Source organism: Microbacterium sp. BK668 (assembly GCF_004362195.1).
Classification (GTDB): Bacteria; Actinomycetota; Actinomycetes; order Actinomycetales; family Microbacteriaceae; genus Microbacterium.
In genome coordinates, this window is the sequence record NZ_SNWG01000001.1 from 1,861,221 (window position 1) to 1,883,469 (window position 22,249).

At 71.1% G+C, this 22,249-nt stretch carries 22 protein-coding genes and 1 tRNA gene; 12 read left to right on the top strand and 11 right to left on the bottom strand.

All coding sequences use genetic code 11. The features are described 5' to 3' along the window. Positions 1–6: 6 nt before the first annotated feature. Both EV279_RS08255 and EV279_RS08260 read right to left on the bottom strand, forming a co-directional pair. Positions 7–477, bottom strand: coding sequence for a GNAT family N-acetyltransferase (locus EV279_RS08255; protein WP_133542481.1), 471 nt, complete (start codon positions 475–477; stop codon positions 7–9). Positions 478–483: 6 nt separating this feature from the next. Further along, on the bottom strand, positions 484–1,452 hold the full coding sequence (locus EV279_RS08260; protein ID WP_133542483.1) for an EamA family transporter: 969 nt from the start codon (positions 1,450–1,452) through the stop codon (positions 484–486). A 155-nt stretch (positions 1,453–1,607) separates the two neighbouring features. Here EV279_RS08260 and cysS point away from each other — a divergent pair, with 155 nt between their 5' ends. The 3 genes from cysS to EV279_RS08275 all read left to right on the top strand — a co-directional run bounded on the left by cysS (position 1,608) and on the right by EV279_RS08275 (position 4,810). Continuing rightward, positions 1,608–3,083 carry a cysteine--tRNA ligase gene (cysS, locus tag EV279_RS08265; protein WP_133542485.1) on the top strand — a complete coding sequence of 492 codons (1,476 nt, stop codon included), beginning with the start codon at positions 1,608–1,610 and terminating at the stop codon, positions 3,081–3,083. Beyond that, the gene (gene rlmB, locus EV279_RS08270) at positions 3,083–4,084 is read left to right on the top strand and encodes a 23S rRNA (guanosine(2251)-2'-O)-methyltransferase RlmB (RefSeq protein ID WP_133542487.1); all 1,002 of its coding nucleotides are present in this window, start codon (positions 3,083–3,085) and stop codon (positions 4,082–4,084) included. The genes cysS and rlmB overlap by 1 nt, the downstream gene beginning before the upstream one ends. An 84-nt stretch (positions 4,085–4,168) precedes the next feature. Continuing rightward, positions 4,169–4,810: an NAD(P)H-binding protein gene (locus EV279_RS08275; protein ID WP_133542489.1), complete on the top strand. Its 642-nt coding sequence runs from the start codon at positions 4,169–4,171 to the stop codon at positions 4,808–4,810. A 12-nt stretch (positions 4,811–4,822) separates the two neighbouring features. Here the strand turns inward: EV279_RS08275 and EV279_RS08280 are convergent, their stop codons facing one another. Beyond that, the gene (locus tag EV279_RS08280) at positions 4,823–5,833 is read right to left on the bottom strand and encodes a 2-dehydropantoate 2-reductase (RefSeq protein ID WP_133542491.1); all 1,011 of its coding nucleotides are present in this window, start codon (positions 5,831–5,833) and stop codon (positions 4,823–4,825) included. Then, on the bottom strand, positions 5,830–7,257 hold the full coding sequence (locus tag EV279_RS08285; RefSeq protein ID WP_133542493.1) for an amidohydrolase family protein: 1,428 nt from the start codon (positions 7,255–7,257) through the stop codon (positions 5,830–5,832). Before EV279_RS08285 ends, EV279_RS08280 begins: the two co-directional genes overlap by 4 nt. A 135-nt stretch (positions 7,258–7,392) precedes the next feature. Here EV279_RS08285 and EV279_RS08290 point away from each other — a divergent pair, with 135 nt between their 5' ends. After that, positions 7,393–7,698 carry a Dabb family protein gene (locus tag EV279_RS08290; protein WP_133542495.1) on the top strand — a complete coding sequence of 102 codons (306 nt, stop codon included), beginning with the start codon at positions 7,393–7,395 and terminating at the stop codon, positions 7,696–7,698. Between the two features lie 6 nt (positions 7,699–7,704). After that, on the top strand, positions 7,705–8,754 hold the full coding sequence (locus EV279_RS08295; protein WP_133542497.1) for an alcohol dehydrogenase catalytic domain-containing protein: 1,050 nt from the start codon (positions 7,705–7,707) through the stop codon (positions 8,752–8,754). Between the two features lie 8 nt (positions 8,755–8,762). On the opposite strand, the gene EV279_RS08300 is transcribed toward EV279_RS08295, so the two are convergent. Next, positions 8,763–9,446 carry a helix-turn-helix domain-containing protein gene (locus EV279_RS08300; protein WP_133542499.1) on the bottom strand — a complete coding sequence of 228 codons (684 nt, stop codon included), beginning with the start codon at positions 9,444–9,446 and terminating at the stop codon, positions 8,763–8,765. Positions 9,447–9,554: 108 nt separating this feature from the next. Between EV279_RS08300 and EV279_RS08305 the strand changes: the two genes are divergently transcribed. From EV279_RS08305 to EV279_RS08315, 3 genes are read left to right on the top strand one after another with little or no spacing between them, the layout of a single operon-like run. After that, on the top strand, positions 9,555–10,937 hold the full coding sequence (locus EV279_RS08305) for a Xaa-Pro peptidase family protein (RefSeq protein ID WP_133542501.1): 1,383 nt from the start codon (positions 9,555–9,557) through the stop codon (positions 10,935–10,937). Continuing rightward, on the top strand, positions 10,937–11,863 hold the full coding sequence (locus tag EV279_RS08310; RefSeq protein ID WP_133542503.1) for an NAD(P)-dependent oxidoreductase: 927 nt from the start codon (positions 10,937–10,939) through the stop codon (positions 11,861–11,863). The genes EV279_RS08305 and EV279_RS08310 overlap by 1 nt, the downstream gene beginning before the upstream one ends. Beyond that, positions 11,860–12,567: an SDR family oxidoreductase gene (locus EV279_RS08315; RefSeq protein WP_133542505.1), complete on the top strand. Its 708-nt coding sequence runs from the start codon at positions 11,860–11,862 to the stop codon at positions 12,565–12,567. The genes EV279_RS08310 and EV279_RS08315 overlap by 4 nt, the downstream gene beginning before the upstream one ends. Before the next feature lie 6 nt (positions 12,568–12,573). Here EV279_RS08315 and EV279_RS08320 read toward each other — a convergent pair whose 3' ends face one another. Together EV279_RS08320 and EV279_RS08325 are read right to left on the bottom strand one after the other, a co-directional pair. Then, the gene (locus tag EV279_RS08320; RefSeq protein ID WP_133542507.1) at positions 12,574–13,257 is read right to left on the bottom strand and encodes a GntR family transcriptional regulator; all 684 of its coding nucleotides are present in this window, start codon (positions 13,255–13,257) and stop codon (positions 12,574–12,576) included. An 8-nt stretch (positions 13,258–13,265) separates the two neighbouring features. Then, the gene (locus EV279_RS08325) at positions 13,266–13,820 is read right to left on the bottom strand and encodes a VOC family protein (protein ID WP_243728488.1); all 555 of its coding nucleotides are present in this window, start codon (positions 13,818–13,820) and stop codon (positions 13,266–13,268) included. A gap of 94 nt (positions 13,821–13,914) precedes the next feature. Here EV279_RS08325 and EV279_RS08330 point away from each other — a divergent pair, with 94 nt between their 5' ends. Together EV279_RS08330 and EV279_RS08335 are read left to right on the top strand one after the other, a co-directional pair. Next, the gene (locus EV279_RS08330; protein WP_133542509.1) at positions 13,915–16,098 is read left to right on the top strand and encodes an alpha-ketoacid dehydrogenase subunit alpha/beta; all 2,184 of its coding nucleotides are present in this window, start codon (positions 13,915–13,917) and stop codon (positions 16,096–16,098) included. Continuing rightward, entirely contained in the window at positions 16,098–17,405 is a 1,308-nt protein-coding gene (locus EV279_RS08335; protein WP_133542511.1) for a dihydrolipoamide acetyltransferase family protein, read from the top strand. Before EV279_RS08330 ends, EV279_RS08335 begins: the two co-directional genes overlap by 1 nt. Before the next feature lie 6 nt (positions 17,406–17,411). On the opposite strand, the gene EV279_RS08340 is transcribed toward EV279_RS08335, so the two are convergent. After that, the gene (locus EV279_RS08340) at positions 17,412–18,719 is read right to left on the bottom strand and encodes a DUF4032 domain-containing protein (RefSeq protein ID WP_133542513.1); all 1,308 of its coding nucleotides are present in this window, start codon (positions 18,717–18,719) and stop codon (positions 17,412–17,414) included. A 66-nt stretch (positions 18,720–18,785) separates the two neighbouring features. Then, positions 18,786–19,889, bottom strand: a complete 1,104-nt coding sequence (gene ugpC / locus EV279_RS08345) for a sn-glycerol-3-phosphate ABC transporter ATP-binding protein UgpC (RefSeq protein ID WP_133542514.1) — start codon at positions 19,887–19,889, stop codon at positions 18,786–18,788. A 359-nt stretch (positions 19,890–20,248) separates the two neighbouring features. On the opposite strand from ugpC, the gene EV279_RS08350 reads away from it, so the two are divergent. Next, positions 20,249–21,130: a thioredoxin domain-containing protein gene (locus tag EV279_RS08350; RefSeq protein ID WP_347876855.1), complete on the top strand. Its 882-nt coding sequence runs from the start codon at positions 20,249–20,251 to the stop codon at positions 21,128–21,130. 46 nt (positions 21,131–21,176) lie between these two features. After that, positions 21,177–21,252 (top strand) — tRNA-Thr (locus EV279_RS08355). A 46-nt stretch (positions 21,253–21,298) separates the two neighbouring features. Here EV279_RS08355 and EV279_RS08360 read toward each other — a convergent pair. After that, complete coding sequence (locus EV279_RS08360; RefSeq protein WP_133542519.1) at positions 21,299–21,508, bottom strand: hypothetical protein; 210 nt, start codon at positions 21,506–21,508, stop codon at positions 21,299–21,301. Positions 21,509–21,588: 80 nt separating this feature from the next. Continuing rightward, positions 21,589–22,242 carry a hypothetical protein gene (locus tag EV279_RS08365; protein WP_133542521.1) on the bottom strand — a complete coding sequence of 218 codons (654 nt, stop codon included), beginning with the start codon at positions 22,240–22,242 and terminating at the stop codon, positions 21,589–21,591. Positions 22,243–22,249 lie beyond the last annotated feature (7 nt).

Here is a 22,249-nt window from a genome sequence, read left to right on the forward strand (position 1 = left end):
GCCCGATCAGAGCGCCAGCGTCATGAACCGCGAGAAGGGATCGTGCGCATACCCGTCGAACGGCTCGCACGTCACGAATCCCTCGCTCTCGTAGAGGCGCTGGGCCGGCGCGAAGTCGGGCGTCGTGCCGGTCTCCAGCCAGAGGCTCGTCATCCCCTCGCGGCGCGCCTCCGCGACGATGTGCCGCAGCAGGGCGCGACCCACCCCCGCACCCCGGAACCGGTCGTCGACCCGCATGGACTTGAGCTCGCCGCGCTCGTCGTCGAGCGCCTTGAGGGCCCCGATGCCCGCGAGGTCGCCATCGATCCACGCCGACCAGAACGTGACGCCGGGCGCGCGGAGCTCGTCGACGTCCAGCGCGTGCACGCTCTCGGGCGGTGAGTACTCGCGCATCCCGTCGAGGTGCCGGGCGATGAGACGCAGGGTCGCCTCGCTGGTGAGGTCGTCGACGAGGATGCTGATGCTCGGGGCAGGCATGGGAGGTCATCCTTCCACGGCGAAGGGCCGGGGGTCGCGGGCGGCTCGGGAGCCCCACGCCAGGAGGGCGAGACCTGCCGCGAGCACGACGAGCCCCGCGACCGCGAGAACGCTCAGCCGTTCGTCGAGCACGGTGAGGCCGAGGATGGCGGCGGTGAGCGGCTCGCCGAGGGTCAGCGTCGCCGCGGTCGCCGCGGTCAGGCCGCTCAAACCCCAGGTGAACAGGACGTAGGCGATCGAGATCGTCGCGACGCCGAGCCAGAGCGCCATGGCGAGGCCGGCGGCCGTCGACAGCCACGACAGGTCGACGAACGGCAGGACGGCGAACGAGATGACGGCGGAGCTCGCGCCCATCGCGCCGACGACGGTGAAGGGGTCCCAGCCGCCGTCCAGCAGGCGCCGCTGCGCATTCGCGATGACGGCGAAGGATGCCGCGGCCCCGAGAGACCCTGCGAGTCCGACCGGATCCGTCCCACCGGCCCCCGAGCCCGCTGCGCCGCCTCCGAGGCCCAGGAGGACGACCCCCACGGTGGCAAGGGCCGTTGCGACCATCCAGGCGCCGCTCGGCACGCGTCGGGTCAGCGCCCACTCCAGGACGCCCGCCATGATCGGGGCCGACCCGAGGGCGATCACCGTGCCGACGGCGACGCCGTTGCGCTCGGTGCCCAGGAAGAACAGCGGCTGATAGATCGCCAGGCACGCCCCGGTGAGGACCATCAGCGCGAGCGGGCGGAGCCTCGCGCGTGTCGCCGGAAGCGACCGGAGGCTCAGCGGGGGCGCCGCGCCGGTGCGGTCGGCGCGGACACGGTGGCGGTGGGCGAGCGCGAAGGCGAACAGAGCGAGGCCCGTGCCGCCGATGGCGAGGCGGACCGCGCCGACGGCGAGCGGGGTCGTCCCCTCGGGCCCGAGCGCCTGCGACGTTCCGGTCGTGCCGAACAGAACGGCCGCGGCGAAGACGGCGAGGACGTGGAGCACGCTCCATTGTCGCCCGTCGCTCGGATGCCCCGTGACGCCGGCCGCTGTCACGTGGCCGCTGTCACGCCGGCCGCTGTAACGCGGCCGCTGTCACGCCGGCCCCTGTCACGCTGTCACGCCCGGTCCGTCCGGATCCCCGCCGATAGGCTTGTCCGGTGACCGTCCGGCTCTACGACACCAAGGCGCAGCAGCTGCGTGACTTCGTGCCCCTCGACCCCGGCAACGTGACGGTCTACGTCTGCGGCCCCACGGTGCAGTCCGGGCCGCACATCGGGCACCTCCGCGGTGCGCTGAGCTTCGACATCCTTCGCCGGTGGCTCGTGCACCGGTACGGCCGGGTGACGTTCGTGCGCAACGTCACCGACATCGACGACAAGGTGCTCGTGAACGCGACCGAGCGCGAGCCCTGGTGGGCACTGGCGTACCGGATGGAGCTGGAGTTCTCGCGGGCCTATGCCGCGATCGGCATCCTCCCGCCGACGTACGAGCCTCGCGCGACGGCATCCATCACGCAGATGCAGGAGCTGATCGAGCGCCTCGTCGACGCGGGACACGCCTATCCCGCGGCAACTGGCGGGGACGCCGAGGGCGACGTGTACTTCGACGTGCGGTCGTGGCCGAGCTACGGGTCGCTCACGAACCAGTCGCTCGACGCGATGGAGCCGGCAGAGGACGCCGACCCGCGGGGCAAGCGCGACCCGCGCGACTTCGCGCTCTGGAAGGGCGCCAAGCACGACGAGCCCGTCTCGGCGATCTGGGAGTCGCCGTGGGGGAGAGGGCGCCCGGGGTGGCACATCGAGTGCTCGGCGATGTCGCGTCGCTACCTCGGACCCGAGTTCGACATCCACGGCGGCGGCCTCGATCTCCGCTTCCCGCATCACGAGAACGAGCTCGCGCAGTCCACGGCGGCCGGCGACCCCTTCGCCCGCTACTGGGTGCACAACGGGCTCGTGACCGTAGGCGGGCAGAAGATGTCCAAGTCGCTCTTCAACTTCATCCTCGCCGAGGACGTGCTGCGCGAACGAGACCCCCTCGTGGTGCGCTACGCGCTCGCCGCCGCGCACTACCGGTCGAGCCTCGACATCACCGCCACGTCCTTCGACGAGGCGGAGGCCGCCGTCGACCGGATCCGCACCTTCCTGCAGCGTGCCGCGCGCGTGCTCGCCGCCGATGACGACGAACGGATCGACGCCGCCGTCCCCGCGCGTTTCGCGGCGGTGATGGACGACGATCTCGGCGTGCCGCAGGCGCTCGCCGTCGTCCACGAGACGGTGCGGGACGGGAACTCGGCGCTCGACGCCGGCGACCGCGAGGGGGTGCTGAGCGCATTCGGGCAGGTGGCGGTCATGACCGGCATCCTCGGCATCGATCCGGAGGACCCGAGGTGGCTCAGCGGCGCACGCGGGCCCGAGGCATCCGCTCTCGACGCGCTGCTGACGACGATGATCGAGCAGCGCGCGCAGGCGCGGGCTGCGAAGGACTGGGCTGCGGCCGACCGCATCCGCGACGCGATCGCGGCGGCCGGAATCACCCTCGAGGACAGTCCTGACGGGACGCGCTGGAGTGTCGCCGACACTCCCGCGACGCGCACGGGAACCGACGGGGCCGAGCCCCGCGCAAAGGAGAACTGATGGCTAAGCCAGGGCGCCCCGGCGCCAGCAAGGGCGGCAAGGGTCCCACGAAGGGCTCGGGCGGCAAGAACAAGCGCGCTCTCGAGGGCCGGGGCCCCACCCCCAAGGCGGAGGACCGGGCCTGGCATCCGGCCGGCAAGCGCAAGGCGGCAGCCGAGCGCTACGCGGCCGCCGGCGGAAAGGGCCGGCCGTCGGGCCCCGGGAAGGGCGGCTCGAACCCCAACCGGGGCGGACGGGCGAAGCAGGACGACGACACGGAGACGGTCACCGGGCGCAACTCGGTGCTGGAGGCCCTTCGCGCGAAGATCCCCGCGACGGCCCTGTACATCGCGCAGCGGGTCGAGATGGACGACCGGGTGAAGGAGATGCTGTCGATCGCGACGAACCGCGAGATCCCGGTGCTCGAGGTGACGCGTCCAGAGCTCGATCGCATGGCGGGGTTCGACGGCGTGCACCAGGGCGTCGCCCTGAAGGTGCCTCCGTACGAGTACGCGCACCCTCAGGATCTGCTCGAGGAGGTCGTCGAGGCGGGCGAGACCCCGCTGCTCGTCGCGCTCGACGGCGTGACCGATCCCCGCAACCTCGGCGCCATCATCCGGTCGACCGCGGCGTTCGGCGGACAGGGTGTCGTCATCCCGCAGCGCCGATCGGCGGGCGTCAACTCGGCGGCGTGGAAGACGAGCGCCGGCGCGGCGGCGCGGATCCCGGTCGCGATCGCCCCCAACCTCACCTCGACGCTCAAGGAGTTCAAGAAGCAGGGCGTCTTCGTGCTCGGACTCGACGGAGGCGGCGACGTCGAGCTGCCGGCGCTGGAGCTCGCCGACCGTCCCGTGATCATCGTCGTGGGATCGGAGGGCAAGGGCCTCTCGCGCCTGGTGACCGAGACCTGCGACCAGATCGTGTCGATTCCGATCTCGGCGGCGACCGAGTCGCTCAACGCCGGGATCGCGACCTCCGTCGCCCTGTACCAGGTGGCGACGCTCCGGGCCGCCGCCGACTGATCGCCCACCGTCCGCCGATCCATTCGAGGGAATGAACCGCTCGGGCGGCGGATTGCACTCCGAGACACCGACGAAAGGAAGACCATGGCCCGCATCGCCGTCATCGGAGGGACCGGCTATGCCGGAAGTCACATCGTCGCGGAGGCGGTGACCCGCGGTCACACCGTCGTCTCCGTCGCCCGCACCGTCCCCGCAGAGCGCGTCGAGGGCGCGACGTACATCGAGGGCACGCTGCTGGACGTCCCGAGCCTCGTCGCCGAGCTTCAGGGCGTCGACGTCGTCGTGGTCGCCGTCCCCGCGCGCGGCGACATGCAGGGCAACGTCCGCACGAACTCGGCACAGCTCGTCGCCGAGCTGCCCGACTCGGTGCGCATCGGCGTCGTCGGCGGGGCCGGCGGCAGCCTGGTCGCTCCGGGCGGCGGACGTGTGGTCGACCAGCCGTCGTTCACCGAGGAGTTCAAGCCCGAGGCGCTCGAGGCGATCGGGGTGCTCGAAGACCTGCAGGCGCAGGACTACGGGCACGACTGGTTCTACATCCACCCGGCCGGCGGCTTCGGTGCGTGGAATCCGGGCGAGCGGACCGGCTCGTACCGCGTCGGCGGCGACGTGCTCGTGACGGACGAGAACGGCGAGTCGTTCATCTCGGGAGCGGACTTCGCGGTCGCGGTCGTCGACGAGATCGAAGACCCGAAGCACTCCCGCGAGCGCTTCACCGTCGGCTACTGAGCCCTCAGGCGCCTATCCGGTGAGGAGCGCGGCGTTGCCGGTCGACGGATCGAGCTCGCCGCGCTCGATGCGGTGGGCGACATCGACGATGCGCTCGTTCGCCGGCGTCGCAACGCCCAGGCGCCGACCCTCGGCGACCACGAGGCCGTTGATGTCGTCGACCTCGCTGCGGCGTCCCTTGGTCCAGTCCTGCAGGACCGTCGTCGTGGCGCCCGGCACCACGAAGCGGTCGTAGAGCACGTCCAGCATCGTCTCGACGACGGCCGGCTCGTCGGCGATCTGCTGCGCCGTGAGTCCGAAGATCGGGAGGATGCCGTGCCCCCGCGCCCGCCCGACGGCGAGCGCCTCGCGGCCCGCCTCGAGCATGAGATCTCGCATCCCGGTCACCTCGATGGCGTCGAGCATCGGGGCTCCGAGCACCGCCGTCGGCACGAGCACGGACGCGTTGCTGACGAGCTTCATCCACTTCGCCGAGCCGATGTCGTCGAAGGTCTCCACCCGCCCCGAGCTCCGGAGGAGCTCGGCGACCGGCGCCGCGCGAGGGTCCGCGTCGACGGCGAACCAGGAGCGGTCGGGCGGGGTGTGGCGCTGCACGACCCCCGGCTGGGTCATCGTCGCCGAGACCTCGATGACGGTGCCCACCGCGCGCTCCGGGCCCAGGGCCGCGGCGACGGCAGGTGTCGTCATCCCGTTCTGCACGGCGGCGACGAGACCGTCACGCGTCACGTGCGGCGCGACCAGCTCGGCGGCCCACCGCGTGTCGTAGGCCTTCATCACGAGAAGGACCGCGTCGAACGGATGCCGGAGCTCCGCCACCTGGCACACGTGCAGCGCGCGGGGCCGGACGGTGGCTTCGCCCGCCGTCGTCCGCACCGTCAGCCCGTCGGAGCGCATGGCCTCGACATGGGCGGGCCACTGCTCGATGAGCGTGACGTCGTGGCCCGACTCGATCAGATCGGCACCGATGGACGCCCCGTTCGCGCCGGCGCCCACCACCGCGATCCGAGCGGTGCCCGTGCTCACTTCTTGTACTGGTACGGGTTGTAGAGCACCTCGACCTCGGGGATCTCGGGATGCTGCCCCGCGATCCAGTCGTCGCCGACCTCGCGCTCGAGGAACGACACGGTGTCGGCGAGCTTCGCCTTCACTCCCTCGAGGTCGCCGGCAACCAGCCGGCCCTCGTGCTTGACGAGGTCCCCGCCCACGACGACCGTGTGCACGTCCCCGCGCTGAGCCTGGTAGACGACCTGCCCCCACGGGTTGATCAGAGGCGCCCACGTGGCCGAGTGCTCGTTCTTCAGCAGCACGACATCACCGAGCTTCCCGACCTCGAGCGAGCCGATCAGGTCGTCCTTGCCGATCGCCTTGGCACCCCCGCGCGTGGCCATGTCGACCACGTCCTCGGCCCGCAGCTTCACGTGGGTCACCGTCTCTGCGGGGTCGAGCTGATGCGCGAGGTAGTGCTCGAGGGCGCGATCGGCATTGACGGTCGCGCGCATCGCCGAGAAGAGGTCGGCGCTGAACCACACGCTGGTGTCGACCGAGAGGGAAGCCGGGATGCCGTAGCGCCGCAGCTGGTGCACGGGCGGATAGCCCTGACCGCACGTGTCCTCGGACTCGGTCGCCAGCGACACGTTCCCGCCGGTCGCCGCGATCTTCTGGTAAGACTCCGCCGACAGCGACGCGGCGTGGACGTACGTGTACCCCTCCTTCATCACGCCCGCGGCGTAGGCGTTCTTGATGCCCCAGTCGTTGGTCGCTCCCCACACCCCGGCATGGGTGGTGACCCTCAGCCCGAGCTCCTCCGCGACGCGGTAGGCGGCGAGCTCGGGGAACTCCTCGTCCTGGTTCGGCACGTCGAAGGCGATCTGCGTGCCGAACATGCGCGAGTCGTCGCGGGAGCGCGTCAGAAGATCCTGGATCGCCTTGTCCGCGGTCCATTCCCACGGCGACTGCGCGAGGTTGCCGTAAGCGAGCACGAACCGACCGGGCGAGGTGGCGAGCGCCTCGTAGGCCGCCTCGCCGTGGTCGACGGTGCGAAGGCCGTGCGACCAGTCGACACTGGTCGTCACTCCCGACTCGACCGCGTCGAGAGCAGAGATCAGATTGCCCGCGGCCACGTCCTCCGGGCGGAACTTCGCGCCGTGCTGCAGGTAGTACCAGACGAAGTACTGGGTGAGCGTCCAGTCGGCTCCGTACGCCCGCATCGCCGTCTGCCACATGTGCCGGTGCGTGTCGACCATGCCGGGCATCACGATGCCGCCCTCGGCGTCGATCGTGAAGGCATCCTCGGGTGCGGCGACGCCGACCCCGACCTCGGCGATCCTGCCGTCCTTGACCAGGACGTCGCCACGATCCAGGACGGTGCGGGCGTCATCCATCGTGAGGACGATCCCGTTCGTGAAGAGAATCGGCTGGCCCTTCCGAGGGGTCGGCTTGTCCGTCATCGCTCATCTCCTTCGATCAGCAGGGGAGGGCGGATCGGATCTCCGCCGTCGCCCGAAGTGTATTCGAATGACTGCACGGGCGTAAAGTGTCCCTGTACACGGCGAGCGGCCGCACACGTCGAAGCGAGGAGCGTCATGATCCTTCACCTGGCTCTGTTCACCTGGAAGGGCGACGTCACCTCCGAGGACGTGGCCGAGCTGACCCGGCAGCTCACCGAGATGGCCGGGGAGATACCGGCCCTCCGGCGGTACGACTGCGGCGAGAACCTCCGCCTGCGCCCGAGCGACGCCGACTATGCCGTCGCCGCGATCGTCGACGACGCCGACGGCCTCGCGGGCTACCTCGATTCGGACGTGCACAAGGCGGTGTACGACCGCCTTCTGGGCCGGATGATCGCGACCCGTCACGCCGCGCAGCTCGACATCGGCTCGGCCGGCTGACGCACGATGCGCGCGGCCGTCCTTCACGCGCTCCGCGATCTGCGGCTCGAGGAGCGCCCCATCCCGAGGCCCGGCGCCGGGGAGGTCCTCGTCCGGGTGACCGTGTGCGGAGTGTGCGGCACCGACGCGATCGAGTGGGATCGCGGACTCCTCTCGACGCCGCCCGTGGTGCTGGGACATGAGTTCACGGGGGTGGTCGAGCAGATCGGGGAGGGAGTCTCCGGGCTGCGGGCCGGGGCGACCGTCGTGTGCGGTGCCGGCATCTCCTGCGGCGCGTGTCGGCAGTGCTCTCGGGGCCGCACGAACCTGTGCCGCACCTACCGGACGGCGGGTCTGCAGGTCGACGGCGGGCTCGCCGGCTACGTCGTCGTTCCGGCCGCCATCCTGCTCGACGTGTCCGAGGCGGGTCTGCCCAACGACACCCTGGCGCTCGCCCAGCCGATGTCGATCGCGGTGCACGTCGTGCGGCGAAGCGGCCTGCGCGCCGGCGACGAGGCGGTCATCGTCGGGGTCGGGGGGATCGGGGCATTCCTCGTCGTCGCGGCGGCGGCGACGGGCGCACGTGTGACCGCCGTCGCCCGCGACCCGGAAAGGCTGGCTCTTGCGGGGCGGCTGGGCGCGGCGGACGGCATCCGAGCCGGAGAGATCCCGCTCGCGGATGCGCTGCGGCAGCGCGGGGTGCAGCCGGACGTCCTGTTCGAGGTGAGCGCCACGGCGGAAGGGCTGGCCGACGTGCTCGGGGCGGCCCCGCGCGGCGCGGTCGTGGTGCCGGTCGGCGTGCAGAAGGTGCCGACGAGTCTGGCGCTGCGGGACGTCACGCTCGACGAGATCGCGATCGTCGGCAGCGTGGCGCACGTCTTCGCCGATGACATGCCCGAGGCGGTGAAGCTGCTGGCGACGCGGGCGGACTGGTCGGACGTCGCCGGCGAGGTGATCCCGCTCGACCTCGTCGTCGAGCGGGCGCTGCGGCCCCTGCTCGAGGGCACGGCCTCCCAGATCAAGACGCTCGTGGATCCGTGGGCCGAGGCTCCGCGCCCGGCGCGGCACCGGCGCTGACGCGGTTCTCAGCGCCTCCGGAGGCGATCCATCGCCTGCAGCACGTCGACGGCCGACGCTATCGGCGCGTCCGCCCCGGCGGACGGGCTGCCGTCTGCGACGGGCATCGCCTCGATCTGCTCGCGGCGTCCGACGACGAACCAGATCCCGCGGGCCACGGCGTCGCCGCGATTGACGTACAGGTGCGGTCTGATCGAGTCGAAGTGCAGCGAGTCGCCCGGATGCAGGACGTGGGTGTCGAAGTCGAGCTGCAGGGTCAGCTCGCCTTCGAGCAGATACGCGTACTCGACGCCCGCGTGGCGCATGAGCCGTCCCTCGACCGAGCTCGACGCGCCGGGGGCGTAGGTCACCAGGAGCGCATCGGCAGCCCCGTCGCCGGCGGCGAGCCGTTCCCACTTCACCCCGTTCTCCATCTCGATGACGGGATTCTCGTGCGAACGCTGGACGGCCGCGACGGTGGTGCTCTGCGGCGCCGGCTCGGGGACTCGTCCCACGCCCAGGAGCTCGTCGATCGAGACGCCCAGCTCCGACACGATCGCGTAGAGAGTCGAGACGGAGGGCTGTGTCTTGCCGGTCTCGATCTGCGAGATCAGGCTCGCCGAGACGCCGAGCGCCTGCGCGAGCCCGCGCACGCTCAGGCCTCGCGCGAGCCGGGCGTCGCGCAGACGCGCGCCGATCTCCTCCGTGGCCATGTCGCTCCGTCTCCGGCGTTCCCCTTGCGACGTGACATGTCGCAAGTGTTCACTGTACCTTTACACCTGATCGCACGTGTTCGCACCACAGCGTCGCAGGAGGATCCGATGAAGAACACCGGGACGACGGGATCGAACGCCGTCGACTGGGAGGCCAGGGTCGACTTCGACCGCCTCCGCTCCGACCGCCTGGCACGGCTCAAAGCCGAGCTCGACCGCTCCGACCTCGGCGCGGTGCTCGCCTTCGACTTCTCGAACATCCGCTACATGACGGCGACGCACATCGGGACCTGGGCGATGGACAAGCTCATCCGCTTCAGCCTCCTCACGCGAAACAGCGACCCCATCTCGTGGGACTTCGGTTCGGCGGCCAAGCACCACGCGCTCTACAACCCGTGGCTCGACGTCACGACGGCGGAGATGGATGCCGATCCCGACGCGCCGCACGAAGGCGCGCTCCGGCCGCGGGCCGAGCGAGGCGCCCGCGCCGGCATCTCGACCCTGCGCGGTGCGTTCACCCCGGACGCGGGCATCGCCGAGGGGGTGGCGAGGAAGATCAAGCGCGAGCTGGAGAAGTTCGGTGTCGCGGACGAGCCGCTCGGCGTCGACGTGATCGAGCTCCCGATCCTCTTCGCGCTGCAACAAAAGGGCATCCGGGTCGTCGACGGCCAGCAGGTGTTCATGGAGGCTCGTCGGATCAAGACGGGCGACGAGATCCGGCTCCTCACGCAGGCGTGCTCCATGGTGGATGCCGCGTACGAGGAGCTGTACCGGTTCCTCCGCCCGGGAGTGCGCGAGAACGAGGCCGTCGGGCTGGTCGCCAAGACGCTCTACGACCTCGGCTCCGAGTACGTGGAGGGGGTGAACGCCATCTCCGGCGAGCGCTGCTCGCCGCATCCGCATGTGTTCTCCGACCGGCTGATCCGTCCGGGAGACCCGGCGTTCTTCGATATCCTGCACAGCTTCAACGGCTACCGCACGTGCTACTACCGCACCTTCGCCGTCGGGTCGGCGAGCTCGGCTCAGCGGGACGCCTACACGCGGGCGCGCGAGTACATGGACCGGGCCATCGCCCTCGTGCGACCCGGCGCCACGACCGCCGACATCGTCGAGGTGTGGCCGACGGCGCAGGAGTTCGGCTTCGCCGACGAGGAGGCGGCCTTCGCCCTGCAGTACGGGCACGGCGTCGGGCTCTCGATCTGGGAGAAGCCGATCTTCTCGCGGCTGGTCTCGCTGGATCACCCCGAGGTCCTGCAGGAGGGCATGGTGTTCGCCCTCGAGACGTACTGGCCCTCGGCGGACGGATGGGGTGCCGCCCGCATCGAGGAGGAGGTCGTGGTGACCGCCGACGGCTGCGAGGTCATCACGAAGTTCCCCGCCGAGGAGCTCATCGTCGCCGGTCGCCGCTACTACACGATCGACGGCCCCCTCAACCTCGAACGCGACAGCCAGTCGCATCTCAACACGGCCTGGGGGCGCGGAGAGTCCTGATGGCGACGATCGGATTCCTCGGGCTCGGCACGATGGGCTCGGCGATGGCACGCCGACTCGTGGATGCCGGCCACGACGTGCGGGTCTGGAACCGCTCGCCGGATGCCGCGGCCCCGCTCCTCGAAGCGGGCGCGGTGCTCGCGGCATCCCCGGGCGACGCGCTCGAAGCGGGCCTGTCGGTGTCGATGCTGGCCGACGACGCGGCCGCGGAGACGGTGCTCGACGCGGCCGCGGTACGGCGGGCTCGCGGCATCCACGTCAACATGGCCTCCATCAGCCCCGCGGCCGCCGACCGGCTGCGCGCGCTCTTCCGCGCCGCCGGCGCGGAGTACGTCGCCGCGCCGGTGCTCGGGCGGCCGACCGTCGCGGCAGAGGGGAAGCTCAACATCCTCGTGGCCGGTCGCCCTGCCGCCGTCGAGGACGTGCTGCCCGTGCTCGAGGTGCTCGGCGCCCGCGTGTGGCGGCTCGGCGAGGAGCCGCGCGTCGCCAACGTCGCCAAGGTGGTCGTGAACTACAACATCATCCATGCCATCCAGGCCATCGGCGAGTCGCTCGCGACGGTGGAGCGACACGGCATCGACGGCCGAGGATTCGTCGAGCTCCTCACGAGCACCCTCTTCGGCGGTGTCGCCTACTCGGTCTACGGAGCCGAGATCGTGGACCGGTCCTACATCCCGCCCGGATTCCTCATGGCCCTCGGATACAAGGACCTGCGCCTGGCGGAGGAGGTCGCGGGCGAGGCATCCGTGCATCTGCCCACCCTCGACGCGCTGAAGGCCGTCTTCGAGCGGGCTCTGGCCGATGAAGAACTCGCCCGATCCGACTGGGGAGCCGCCGCGGAGGTCAGCAGGCGAGGCCTGCTCGGCGGTGCGGGCCCGCTCGCACCGGACTCCGTCTCCCCGCCCCAACCCGAGGAGGAACAGTGACCGACCGCACCATCGTCGTCGTCGGCGGAACGTCCGGCATCGGACTCGCCCTCGCCCAGGACATCGTCGCTCAGGGCGACCGCGTCGTGCTCACGGGGCGCGACGCGACCCGCGCGCGCGAGATCGCGGCGGGAATCGGGGAAAGAGCCTCGGCGATCGGGCTCGACATCTCCGAACCCGAATCGATCGCCGGGCAGCTCGCGCCCCTCGGGCCGGTCCAGGGGCTCGTGCTGGCGGCGATCGAGCGCGACGCCAACACCGTCCGCGACTACGACATCGCCCGCGCCCGGCGCCTCGTGACGCTCAAGCTCATCGGCTACACCGAGGTCGTCCACTGCCTGCTGGATCGCCTCGCACCGTCCCGCGACACCGGGATCGTCCTCTTCGGCGGGCGGGCGAAGGATGCCCCGTACCCGGGGTCGACGACGGTGTCGACGATCAACGGGGGAGTCGAGGGTCTCGTCCGGACGCTCGCTCTGGAGCTCGCGCCCATCCGGGTCAACGGGATCCACCCGGGCATCATCGGCGACAGCCCGTTCTGGGCGTCGAAGCCCGCCGGCGTACTCGACGGCTACACGTCCCGCACGCCGGGAGGCGACCTCGCGACGATGGCCGACATCGTCGACGCAGTGCAGTTCCTGCTGCGCAACCGCGGCGTGTCGGGCACGAGCCTCGACGTCGACCGCGGGTGGCGGCTGACCTGACGCGGCTCAGGAGTCGCTGAACACCTCGGGATGCCTCGCCAGCTCGAGCCGGGTGCGACGGATGTGCCCCGCCAGCACGCGCTCGGCCTCGTCGGCATCGCCGCGCCGCAGGGCCGCGACCAGGAGGTGGTGCTCGTGGTGCACGCTGCGGTCGCCTTCCGCCCGGAACACGCGGGTGAAGGCGCGGCGATAGTGCTGCGTGCGGTTCCAGAGCTGCCGCACCAGATCGCCGAGCACCGATGTGGGCACCAGGTCGTAGCACGAGAGATGGAACGCGCGGTCGAGTGCGAGGAACTCCTCGACGTCGTCGGTCGCCTCCATCGCATCGGCCAGCCGCGCGAGCTCGGCGACATCCGCCGGCGAGAGCAGCGGCAGATTGAAGCGGAGGAGCAGCGGTTCGATCCGCTCGCGGATCTGGTACATCTCCTCGCACTCCGCGAGGCTGATCCGCGACACCCACGCTCCGGTGTTGGCGACGAGCGTCACGAGACCCTCCGCGTCCAGCATGCGCAGCGCCTCACGCACGGGAACCCTGCTCGCGCCGTACCGCTCGGCGAGCACCTCCTGCCGGATCCGCTCGCCGGGCGCGTAGCGGCCGTCAAGGATGGCGCTGCGCAGTGCCTCCGCCACCCTGGCTCCCGCCGCGCCGTGCCCGTCCGGCGGACGCTCGACGGCGGCGGGCTGCGGCATCCCTTCACTCATTCCGCCGGCCGCCCGGGATGCCACAGCAGCACGTCGGCGTCGCTCTCGTACGCCTTGCCGCCGGGGAAGCTCACGAGCTCGAACTGCATACCCCACGGGCTTCGGAAGTACAGCCAGCGCTGCCCGGCCGAGGCGCCGGCGCTCGAAACGGGCTCGCCCATCACCTCGACGCCCTGAGACCGCAGGAACGCGACGGCGGCGTCCATGTCGTCCACGTAGAGAGCCACATGGTGACCGCCGATGTCGCTGTTGCGCGGTGGCGGGGCCTGTCCGTCCGCGCTGTCGTACTGGAACACCTCGAGGTTGCTGCCGCTGCCCAGGCGATAGAACCGGATCTCGCGGATCACCGTGCGCGGATGCACGCCGAGCTGCACGGTCATCCAGTCATCCGCGTCGGAGCGCTTGGCGCCCAGCGTGTAGACGTGCACGGCGCCGAGCACGCCGACGAGGAATCGCTCGGCCTCGTCGAGGTCGGGCACGGTGAATCCGATGTGGTCGACACCGCGCATGCCGGGGATCGCCATCATGGCCTCCTTCGCGATTGGATCCATAGTGCTCCTCGTCTCAGCGGAAATCCACCCTGATCGCCCCGATCCGTTGATATTGGATGCAATCTGAACTACTCTGGCGCTCGAGGAGGCGACGATGCCGCACACACGAGCGCTGGAGACCGGCGTCGACTGGGTCGAGCTCGAGACGACGGCCGAGGACTGGGATGCCGCCGACCCGGGCCTGCTCACCACGATGCTCGTGCAGCTGCATCTCATCCGCGCCTTCGAGGAGACGGTGCTCTCCCTCGCCGCCGAAGGGCTCGTCCACGGACCGGCCCACTCGAGCATCGGTCAAGAGGGCGGCGCGGTGGGATCCATCGTCGGCCTCCGCTCCACCGATGCCGTGAACGGCTCCCATCGCGGCCACCACCAGTTCCTCGCGAAGGCCCTCTCGCACGTGACGGGAGGGACGATGGATGCCGCGTCCCCCGTGACGCCGGCCGTCCAGGAGGTCCTTCAGCGCACGCTGGCCGAGATCCTCGGTCTCGCCCAGGGCTACTGCGGCGGTCGCGGCGGCTCGATGCACCTCCAGTGGCTCGAGGCGGGCGCGCTCGGCACGAACGCGATCGTCGGCGGGGGTGCGCCCATGGCGGCGGGCAACGCGTGGGCGCAGAAGCACGCCGGCACGACGGATCTCACCGTCAACTGCTTCGGCGACGGAGCGAGCCAGATCGGCTCCGTGCTCGAGACGATGAACCTCGCGGCGGCCTGGAAGCTCCCGCTGTGCTTCTTCATCGAGAACAATCTGTACGCCGTCTCGACGCGGGCCGACGAGATCACCGCCGACACCCGCTTCTCGGTCCGCGGGCAGGGGTTCGGCATCCCCGGCTGGCGGGTCGACGGAATGGATCCGCTCGCGGTCCACCTCGCGATGCGCGCCGCGTCGGAGCGCCTGCGGACCGGCGGCGGTCCGGCCATCATCGAGGCGGAGGTGTACCGCTTCTTCCACCAGAACGGCCCCTTCCCGGGCAGCGCCTTCGGCTACCGAACCAAGCAGGAGGAGGCCGAGTGGCGGGCGCGCGATCCGCTCGACCGGGTCGCGAACGAGATGCAGCGCCGCGGCCTGACCGACGAGGACGCCGTCGCCGCCCTGCGCGAGCGGGCCCAGCGGGCGATGGCCGAAGCTGCGGCGGCTCTGCTGGAGGACGACCCGGACAACGAGGGCAAGCAGCGCATCCGTCCCGCGCTGTGGCCCGACCCGGGGTTCGTCGACGTCGGCATCCGGAGCGACCTTCGCGAGCTCGAGGGAGTGGGAGCCCCGCTCCCGGACGACGCACCCGCCGCCGAGAGGCGCTTCGTCGACGTGGTGGCAGAGGTGATGGATCGCCGGATGGAGCAGGACCCCCGCATCGTGGTACTCGGCGAGGACGTGCACCGCCTCGCCGGCGGCACCAACGGCGCCACGAAGGGGCTCTTCGCCAAGTACGGCCCCGACCGGGTCATCGGCACCCCGATCAGCGAGAACGCCTTCTTCGGCCTGGCGGGCGGCATGGCCCTGGACGGCCGCTATCGTCCCGTCGTCGAGTTCATGTACCCCGACTTCATGTGGGTCGCCGCCGATCAGGTCTTCAACCAGATCGCCAAGTCACGGCACATGTTCGGCGGCACGCACGCCGTGCCGCTCGTCCTGCGGACGAAGGTCGCGATGGGCTCGGGCTACGGCTCGCAGCACCTCATGGATCCCGCGGGGATCTTCGCCACCAGCGCCGGCTGGAGGGTCGCCGCGGCATCCACCGCCGAGGACTACGTCGGACTTCTCAACGCGGCCCTCGCCATCGACGACCCCGTGCTCGTGATCGAGCACGTCGACCTCTATCCCACCACCCAGACCGTGCGCGAGGGGGCCCTCGACCACGTCATCGCGCCGGGCTCCGCGGCCGTCCGGCGCGCGGGGTCCGACGTCACGGTGCTCACCTACCTCTCGATGGTCGGGCACAGCGCCGAGGCGATCGAGCAGACGGGCATCGACGCCGAGCTCATCGATCTGCGGTGGCTCGACCGGGCGTCGCTGGACTGGGACACGATCGGCGACAGCACCCGCAAGACGAACGCCGTCCTCGTCGTGGAGCAGGGCGCCCGCGGCACGGGCTATGGAGCGTGGCTCGCCGACGAGATCCAGCGGCGGTTCTTCGACTGGCTCGACCAGCCCGTGGAGCGGGTCACCGGGGGAGAGGCGTCCCCCTCGATCTCGAGGGTGCTCGAGCGTGCCGCGATCGCGCGGACCGAAGAGGTGGCCGCCGCCCTCGAACGGATGCGCGCGGCGTGGGGAGGAGCGTGATGGCGACCGTCGTGCGCATGCCCGCCGTCATGGCCGGCGCGACCGAGGCCGCGCTCCAGGCCTGGCTCGTGGCGGTCGGCGACGCCGTCGAGGCGGGGCAGACCATCGCCGAGATCGAGACCGAGAAGGCCGTCTTCGAGCACGAGGCCGAGGCATCCGGGACCGTCGCCGGCCTCCTCGTCGCACCCGGCGAGGCCGTCGCGGTCGGCACCCCGATCGCCGTGCTGGCCGACGAGGGAGAGTCTCCGGATGCCGCACTCGCCGCCGCGGGTTCGCGCGCCGATCCGGCACCGCCGCGCGAGGCGCCTGCGAGCCCGGCACCGGCGCACTCCGGTGGGGAGTTCCCCGCCGTGCCCGACAGCGCGGACCGGATCTTCGCCAGCCCGCTCGTCCGCCGGATCGCACGGGAGCGCGGGCTCGACCTCGCCGCAGTCCGTGGCACGGGTCCGGGGGGGCGCATCGTCCGTCGGGACGTCGAGCAGCTGGTGGGTGACGGGCTTCCGGACGGCTCGGCTCCGCCGCCCGCGCCGGCGCCGTCTTCCGGGGCCGCCGCCGACGGGCACGACGCGTCCCCGCCGCCGCCCGGCGCCGCCGCCGACGGGCGCGACGCGTCGCCGCGGGCGGCCGCGGAGCCGGTCGTCGTGCCGCTCACGCCGATGCGGCGCGCGATCGCCCGCCGGCTCACCGAGAGCAAGGCGACGGTCCCGCACTTCTATCTCCGCGCGGACTGCCGCGTCGACGGCCTCCTCGACCTGAGGCGCACGATCAACGCGGACCGCGAGCATCCTGTCACTCTGAACGACCTCCTGGTGAGGGCCGTCGCCGCTGCGTTGCGCGAGGTTCCCGACGCCAACGCGGTGTGGACGGATGCCGGCATCCAGCGCTTCTCGGACGTCGATCTCGCCGTGGCGGTCGCCCTCGACGACGGCCTCGTGACGCCGGTCGTGCGGAGCGTCGATCGCCTCGCGCTCGGCGAGCTGAGCGCGACCCTCCGGGATCTCATCGACCGGGCCCGCGCGGGGCGCCTGCGTCAGCATGAGCTCGAGGGCGGATCCTTCTCGATCACGAACCTGGGCATGTACGGCACGCGCGAGTTCGCGGCCATCATCAATCCACCGCACGCGGGCATCCTGGCGATCGGGGCCGCCGAGCAGCGGCCCGTGGCGGTCGACGGCGAGCTCGCCGTGGCGACCGTCATGACGGTCACGCTGTCGGCGGATCACCGCGTGCTGGACGGGGCGCTTGCCGCCCGGTGGCTCGCCGCGTTCACCGCGCTCGTCGAGAACCCGGTGCGGATCCTCGTCTGAGCGGGGTCACACCAGATCGCGCCAGTCGACGTCGTCGTCCTCGTCGCTGAGATCGATCGCTCCGGTGGTCAGCACCGGGATCGACGTGGTCTCGGTCGGGGGGCCCATGACCGTCGCCTCGTCGCGGCGGTGGCGCAGGACGTCGTCGATGTAGCTCGTGAGCACCTCGGCCAGCGGCACCGCTCTGCCGCGCGCCTGCGACATGTACCAGCGGTGCTCGAGCACCTGGTGGAACACCTCGGCCGGCTCGAGCTTCGCCCGGAGATCGAACGGGATCGCCTTCACGACGGGCTCGAAGACGCGCGTCAGCCATTCGTGCGCGACCATCTCCTCGTCGTCGCCGAGGCGGGAGACGCGCGCGCGGAACTCGTCGAGGTCGTTGAGGAGCCGCCGGGCCTGGTTCTCCTCGACGTCGAGGCCCGTGAGCCGCAGCAGTCGCCGCTGGTGGTGGCCGGCGTCGACCACCTTCGGCTGGATCGACACCCTCGTTCCGTCGGTGGTGGCAACGATCGACATCTCGCCGATGTCGAAACCGAGGTCGTTGAGGCGCTGCACGCGCTCCGTCAGGCGCCACGCCTCGTTCGCCGCGAAGGACTCCTTGTCCGTCAGCGCGCCCCACAGCGAGTGGTAGGACGACATGATGCCGTCGGCGATGGCCAGTGCATCGACACCGCCCTCGAGCCGCCCGCCGGCTTCGAGGTCCATGATCTCGCCGGCGATGTTGGTGCGGGCGATCTCGAGGTCGTGCGCGCGCTGCCCGGGGGTGAGGCCCGACTCGTGCAGCTCGCCGGTCTCGGCGTCGACGAGGTAGGCCGCGAAGGCGCCGGCATCCCGGCGGAAGAGCGTGTTCGAGAGCGAGACGTCGCCCCAGAAGAAGCCGACGTTGTGCAGACGCACGAGGAGCACTGCCAGAGCGTCGACGAGGCGATTGGCGGTGTCGGGGCGGAGCACCTGCGTGAAGAGCGCCCGGTAGGGGAGCGAGAACTTCAAGTGCGCGGTGACGAGAGCCGCCGGCAGCGGCTCGCCCGCGGCATCCGTCCTGCCGGCGATGACGGCCACCCGCTCGACGCACGGTGCGTCCAGGCGATGGAGGTTGCCGAGCATGTCGTACTCGCGGCGCGCCATCTCCTCCGTCGTCTCCTTGATGGCCACGACTCGGCCGGACAGGTTCGCGAAGCGCACCAGGTGCCGTGAGATGCCCTTGGGGAGGAAGACGATGTGACTGCTCGGCCACTCGGCGAGGGTCGTCGACCAGGGCAGGTTCAGCAGACCGGGATCGACCGAGCTGGCGGTGATGCTCAGGGCAGCGGGCATTGTTCTCCAGCAAGACGACAGCGCGGGCGGTTCATGACGAGCCGCCCGCGCTGTGTCCGATCGGTCTTACGCCGAGGCGATGGCCTTGTCGGTCAGGCGCTCGCCCGTCTCGACGTCGAAGACGTGGACGTGGCCGGGCACGGGTGCAAGCACGACCGTCTCACCGGCGTTCGGGTGACGACGGCCGTCGACGCGCGCGACGATGTCGGTGCGCTTGCCGTTGACGTCGGAGTGGCCGTAGAGGTAGCCGTCCGCGCCGAGCTCCTCGACGAGGTCCACCACGACCGGGAGGCCGCGGCCGTCCGCGGGGGCGACCTGGATGTCCTCGGGACGCACGCCGATCGTGACCTCCGAGCCGTGCGCCTTCCCGAGCGTGTCGGCCTCGACCCCGACGACGGTGTCGCCGAAGCGGACGCCGCCCTCGGCGAGGTCGGCCGGGAACAGGTTCATCGCGGGCGAGCCGATGAAGCCGGCGACGAACACGTTGTTCGGCTTCTCGTACAGGTCGCGCGGCGAGCCGACCTGCTGGAGCAGGCCGTCCTTGAGCACGGCGATGCGGTCGCCCATCGTGAGGGCCTCGGTCTGGTCGTGCGTGACGTAGACCGTGGTGACGCCGAGGCGACGCTGCAGCGACGCGATCTGCGTACGGGTCTGGACGCGGAGCTTGGCGTCGAGGTTCGACAGGGGCTCGTCCATGAGGAACACCTGCGGCTGACGGACGATCGCGCGGCCCATCGCGACACGCTGACGCTGACCGCCCGAGAGGGCCTTCGGCTTGCGCGTGAGGTACTGCTCGAGGTCGAGGAGCTTGGCTGCCTCGAGCACGCGGGCGGCGCGCTCCTCCTTGCCGACGCCGGCGATCTTGAGCGCGAAGCCCATGTTCTCGGCGACCGTCATGTGCGGGTACAGCGCGTAGTTCTGGAACACCATCGCGATGTCGCGGTCCTTCGGCGGGACGTCCGTGACGTCGCGGTCGCCGATGAGGATGCGGCCGGAGTTGACCTCTTCGAGGCCGGCCAGCATGCGCAGGGACGTGGACTTGCCGCAGCCGGAGGGACCGACCAGGACGAGGAACTCGCCGTCGCCCACTTCGAGGTTGAGCTTGTCCACAGCGGGGCGCGTGCCCCCGGGGTACAAGCGGGTTGCGTTGTCGAACGTGACGGACGCCATCGTGCTCTCCTTCACCGGCAGGTACGTGCCGGACGATCCGTAGTGAATGGAATTGCGGGGGCTCACCCGCACGCCCATCGTCGGGCGTACCCCTCAGTATGACATGCCGGGCGGGATCGCTTCCCGCCGGGATTGCGACGGGTGGATGCCGCGCCCTCGCCAGGCGCCGTGTCTGGGCTTTTCCCAGCCTGCCTGGCTAGCATCGTCTGCGGTCGCGCCCGATCCGCGACCCGGCCCACGGCCCCCCGTCTCCAGAAGGTTTCATGTCGAGCGACGAATCACAGAACGCGCCTGTCCCGAGCGACCGCCGCGAAGCGGTCCGCGAGAAGGCGCTTCAGGTTCAAGCGAAGCAGTCGCGCGTGCGCCTCCTCCGCGGCGCCGCCGTCGCCGTCGCCGTCGTCGCGATCGTCGCCGTCGCGGCGATCGTCGTCACGTGGACGGTCGGGTCCGCGGCATCCAAGCCCCTCCTGGACCCCGCGAACGTGACCGACGACGGCGTTGTGGTGACCTCGGTCACCGGCACGACGCTCGAAGACAGCAAGGCCGAGATGGGCGCGCCGGGCTCGGGTGCCGCCGGCGCAACGCCCACGCCCACGCCGACGCCCGTCGAGACGCCCGCTCCCGACGCCGAGGCGACCGCCGCCCCGGCCGTCGACATCCGCATCTACGTCGACTACCTCTCGCCGGGGTCGCGCGAGTTCCAGCTCGCCAACGCCGCACAGCTGGCGACCTGGGTCAAGGAGGGCGCGGCCACCCTCACCTATCACCCGGTTGCGATGCTGACGTCGAAGTCCAACGGCACCAAGTACTCCCTGCGCGCCGCGAGCGCGGCCGCCTGCGTCGCGACGCACTCGCCCGATGCCTTCTTCGCCTTCACGCACTCCCTCCTCGAGCAGCAGCCCGAGGTCGACTCCGACGGCATCTCCGACTCGGATCTCGCGGCCGCCGCCATCGCCTCCGGTGCCTCTTCGCCGAAGGTCGTGCGCGACTGCATCGAGAACGAGGACTTCGCCGGATGGGCCAAGTCGGCGACCGACCGGGCCCTCAAGTCGATCCCCGGGACGGACGGCGTCGCCCTCACGACCGCCCCCATGGTGCTCGTCAACGGGACGCAGTACATCGGCGCCCTCGACGACCCGGCGGAGTTCTCGCAGTTCGTCCTGACGATCGCGAGCGACGGATCGACGAAGACGCCCTCGCCGACCCCCACTCCGACGCCCACGCCGACTCCCGCGCCCTGATCGGGCGAACGGTCGCCACCGCGGGCGCGGCTAGACTTGTCGCTCTGCCGACCTGGCGCAATTGGTAGCGCACCCGACTTGTAATCGGGCGGTTACGGGTTCGAGTCCCGTGGTCGGCTCCACGGCGGATGCCTCGGCGATTCTCACCGGCGGGCAGGAGTCCTGAGGTCACTCCTCCTCCGGGACGAGCTCCGACGCCAGGTAGCGCCGGACCTCGCCGTCGTCCATCAGCACGTTCACCGCGCGGAGGACGAACGGGTCGGTCAGCGGGTCGAAGAAGTCGACGGGCGGACCGGACGCCGGGTACACCACACGGGCGGTCTCGCCCGTCGGCAGCTTCACGACCTCCCCGTGGCCGAACATCTGCACTTCTCGCATGAGCGCATCCTCCGCCGCCGAGGCGGGACTGTCGAGGGCCCTTGACAGGCGCCCGCCCGACGCCTGCGACCGGACCGCGCTCAGGCGACCGGGGCGAACGTGATCGAGAGGGTCGTGTTGCCGCTCGACCGGTCGAAGGCGAGCGTGCCGGTGACCTGCGCGGCATCCGTCGACGTCACCTCGGCCGTGAAGATGCCTTCCGTGTTCTCGCGCGTGAAGTCCGAGACCTGCTGCTGCCACGAGGCGATCTCGTCCTGATCCCACCCGAACTCCGACGCGAGCCCCTGCACGGTGCCCACGGCGCTCGACCACGGCAGCGCCTGCCCGACGCCGAGGGTCAGCGAGGTCAGCTTCCCGTCCTTCGCCGCGGCCCGCATCGTCTCGACGTCCTCGATGACGTACACCTCGTCGCCCGCGGCGATGACGGCGCGGACGGGGCGCCGGAACTCCCCGGACTTCTCCTCGTCCGCGCCCAGGCCGACCTGCGTGGTCGGCAACGCCCCGGGGCCGATCCGGACGCGCAGCACCCCTTCGACGTTGACGTAGTCCAGGCCCGCGTCCGAGAGCATGCTGCTGCCGTCGGAGGCCTTCTGGTCACTCGAGGCGACAGGTCGGTCCTCGGCCCACCAGGAGTTCTGCACGGCGATCGTCGTGAAGACGACGCCCGCGATGATCACGAGCAGGATCGCCGCCGGGAGCCACGAGAGCAGCTTCTGCCTGCGCGTTCGAGTCACACTCCAG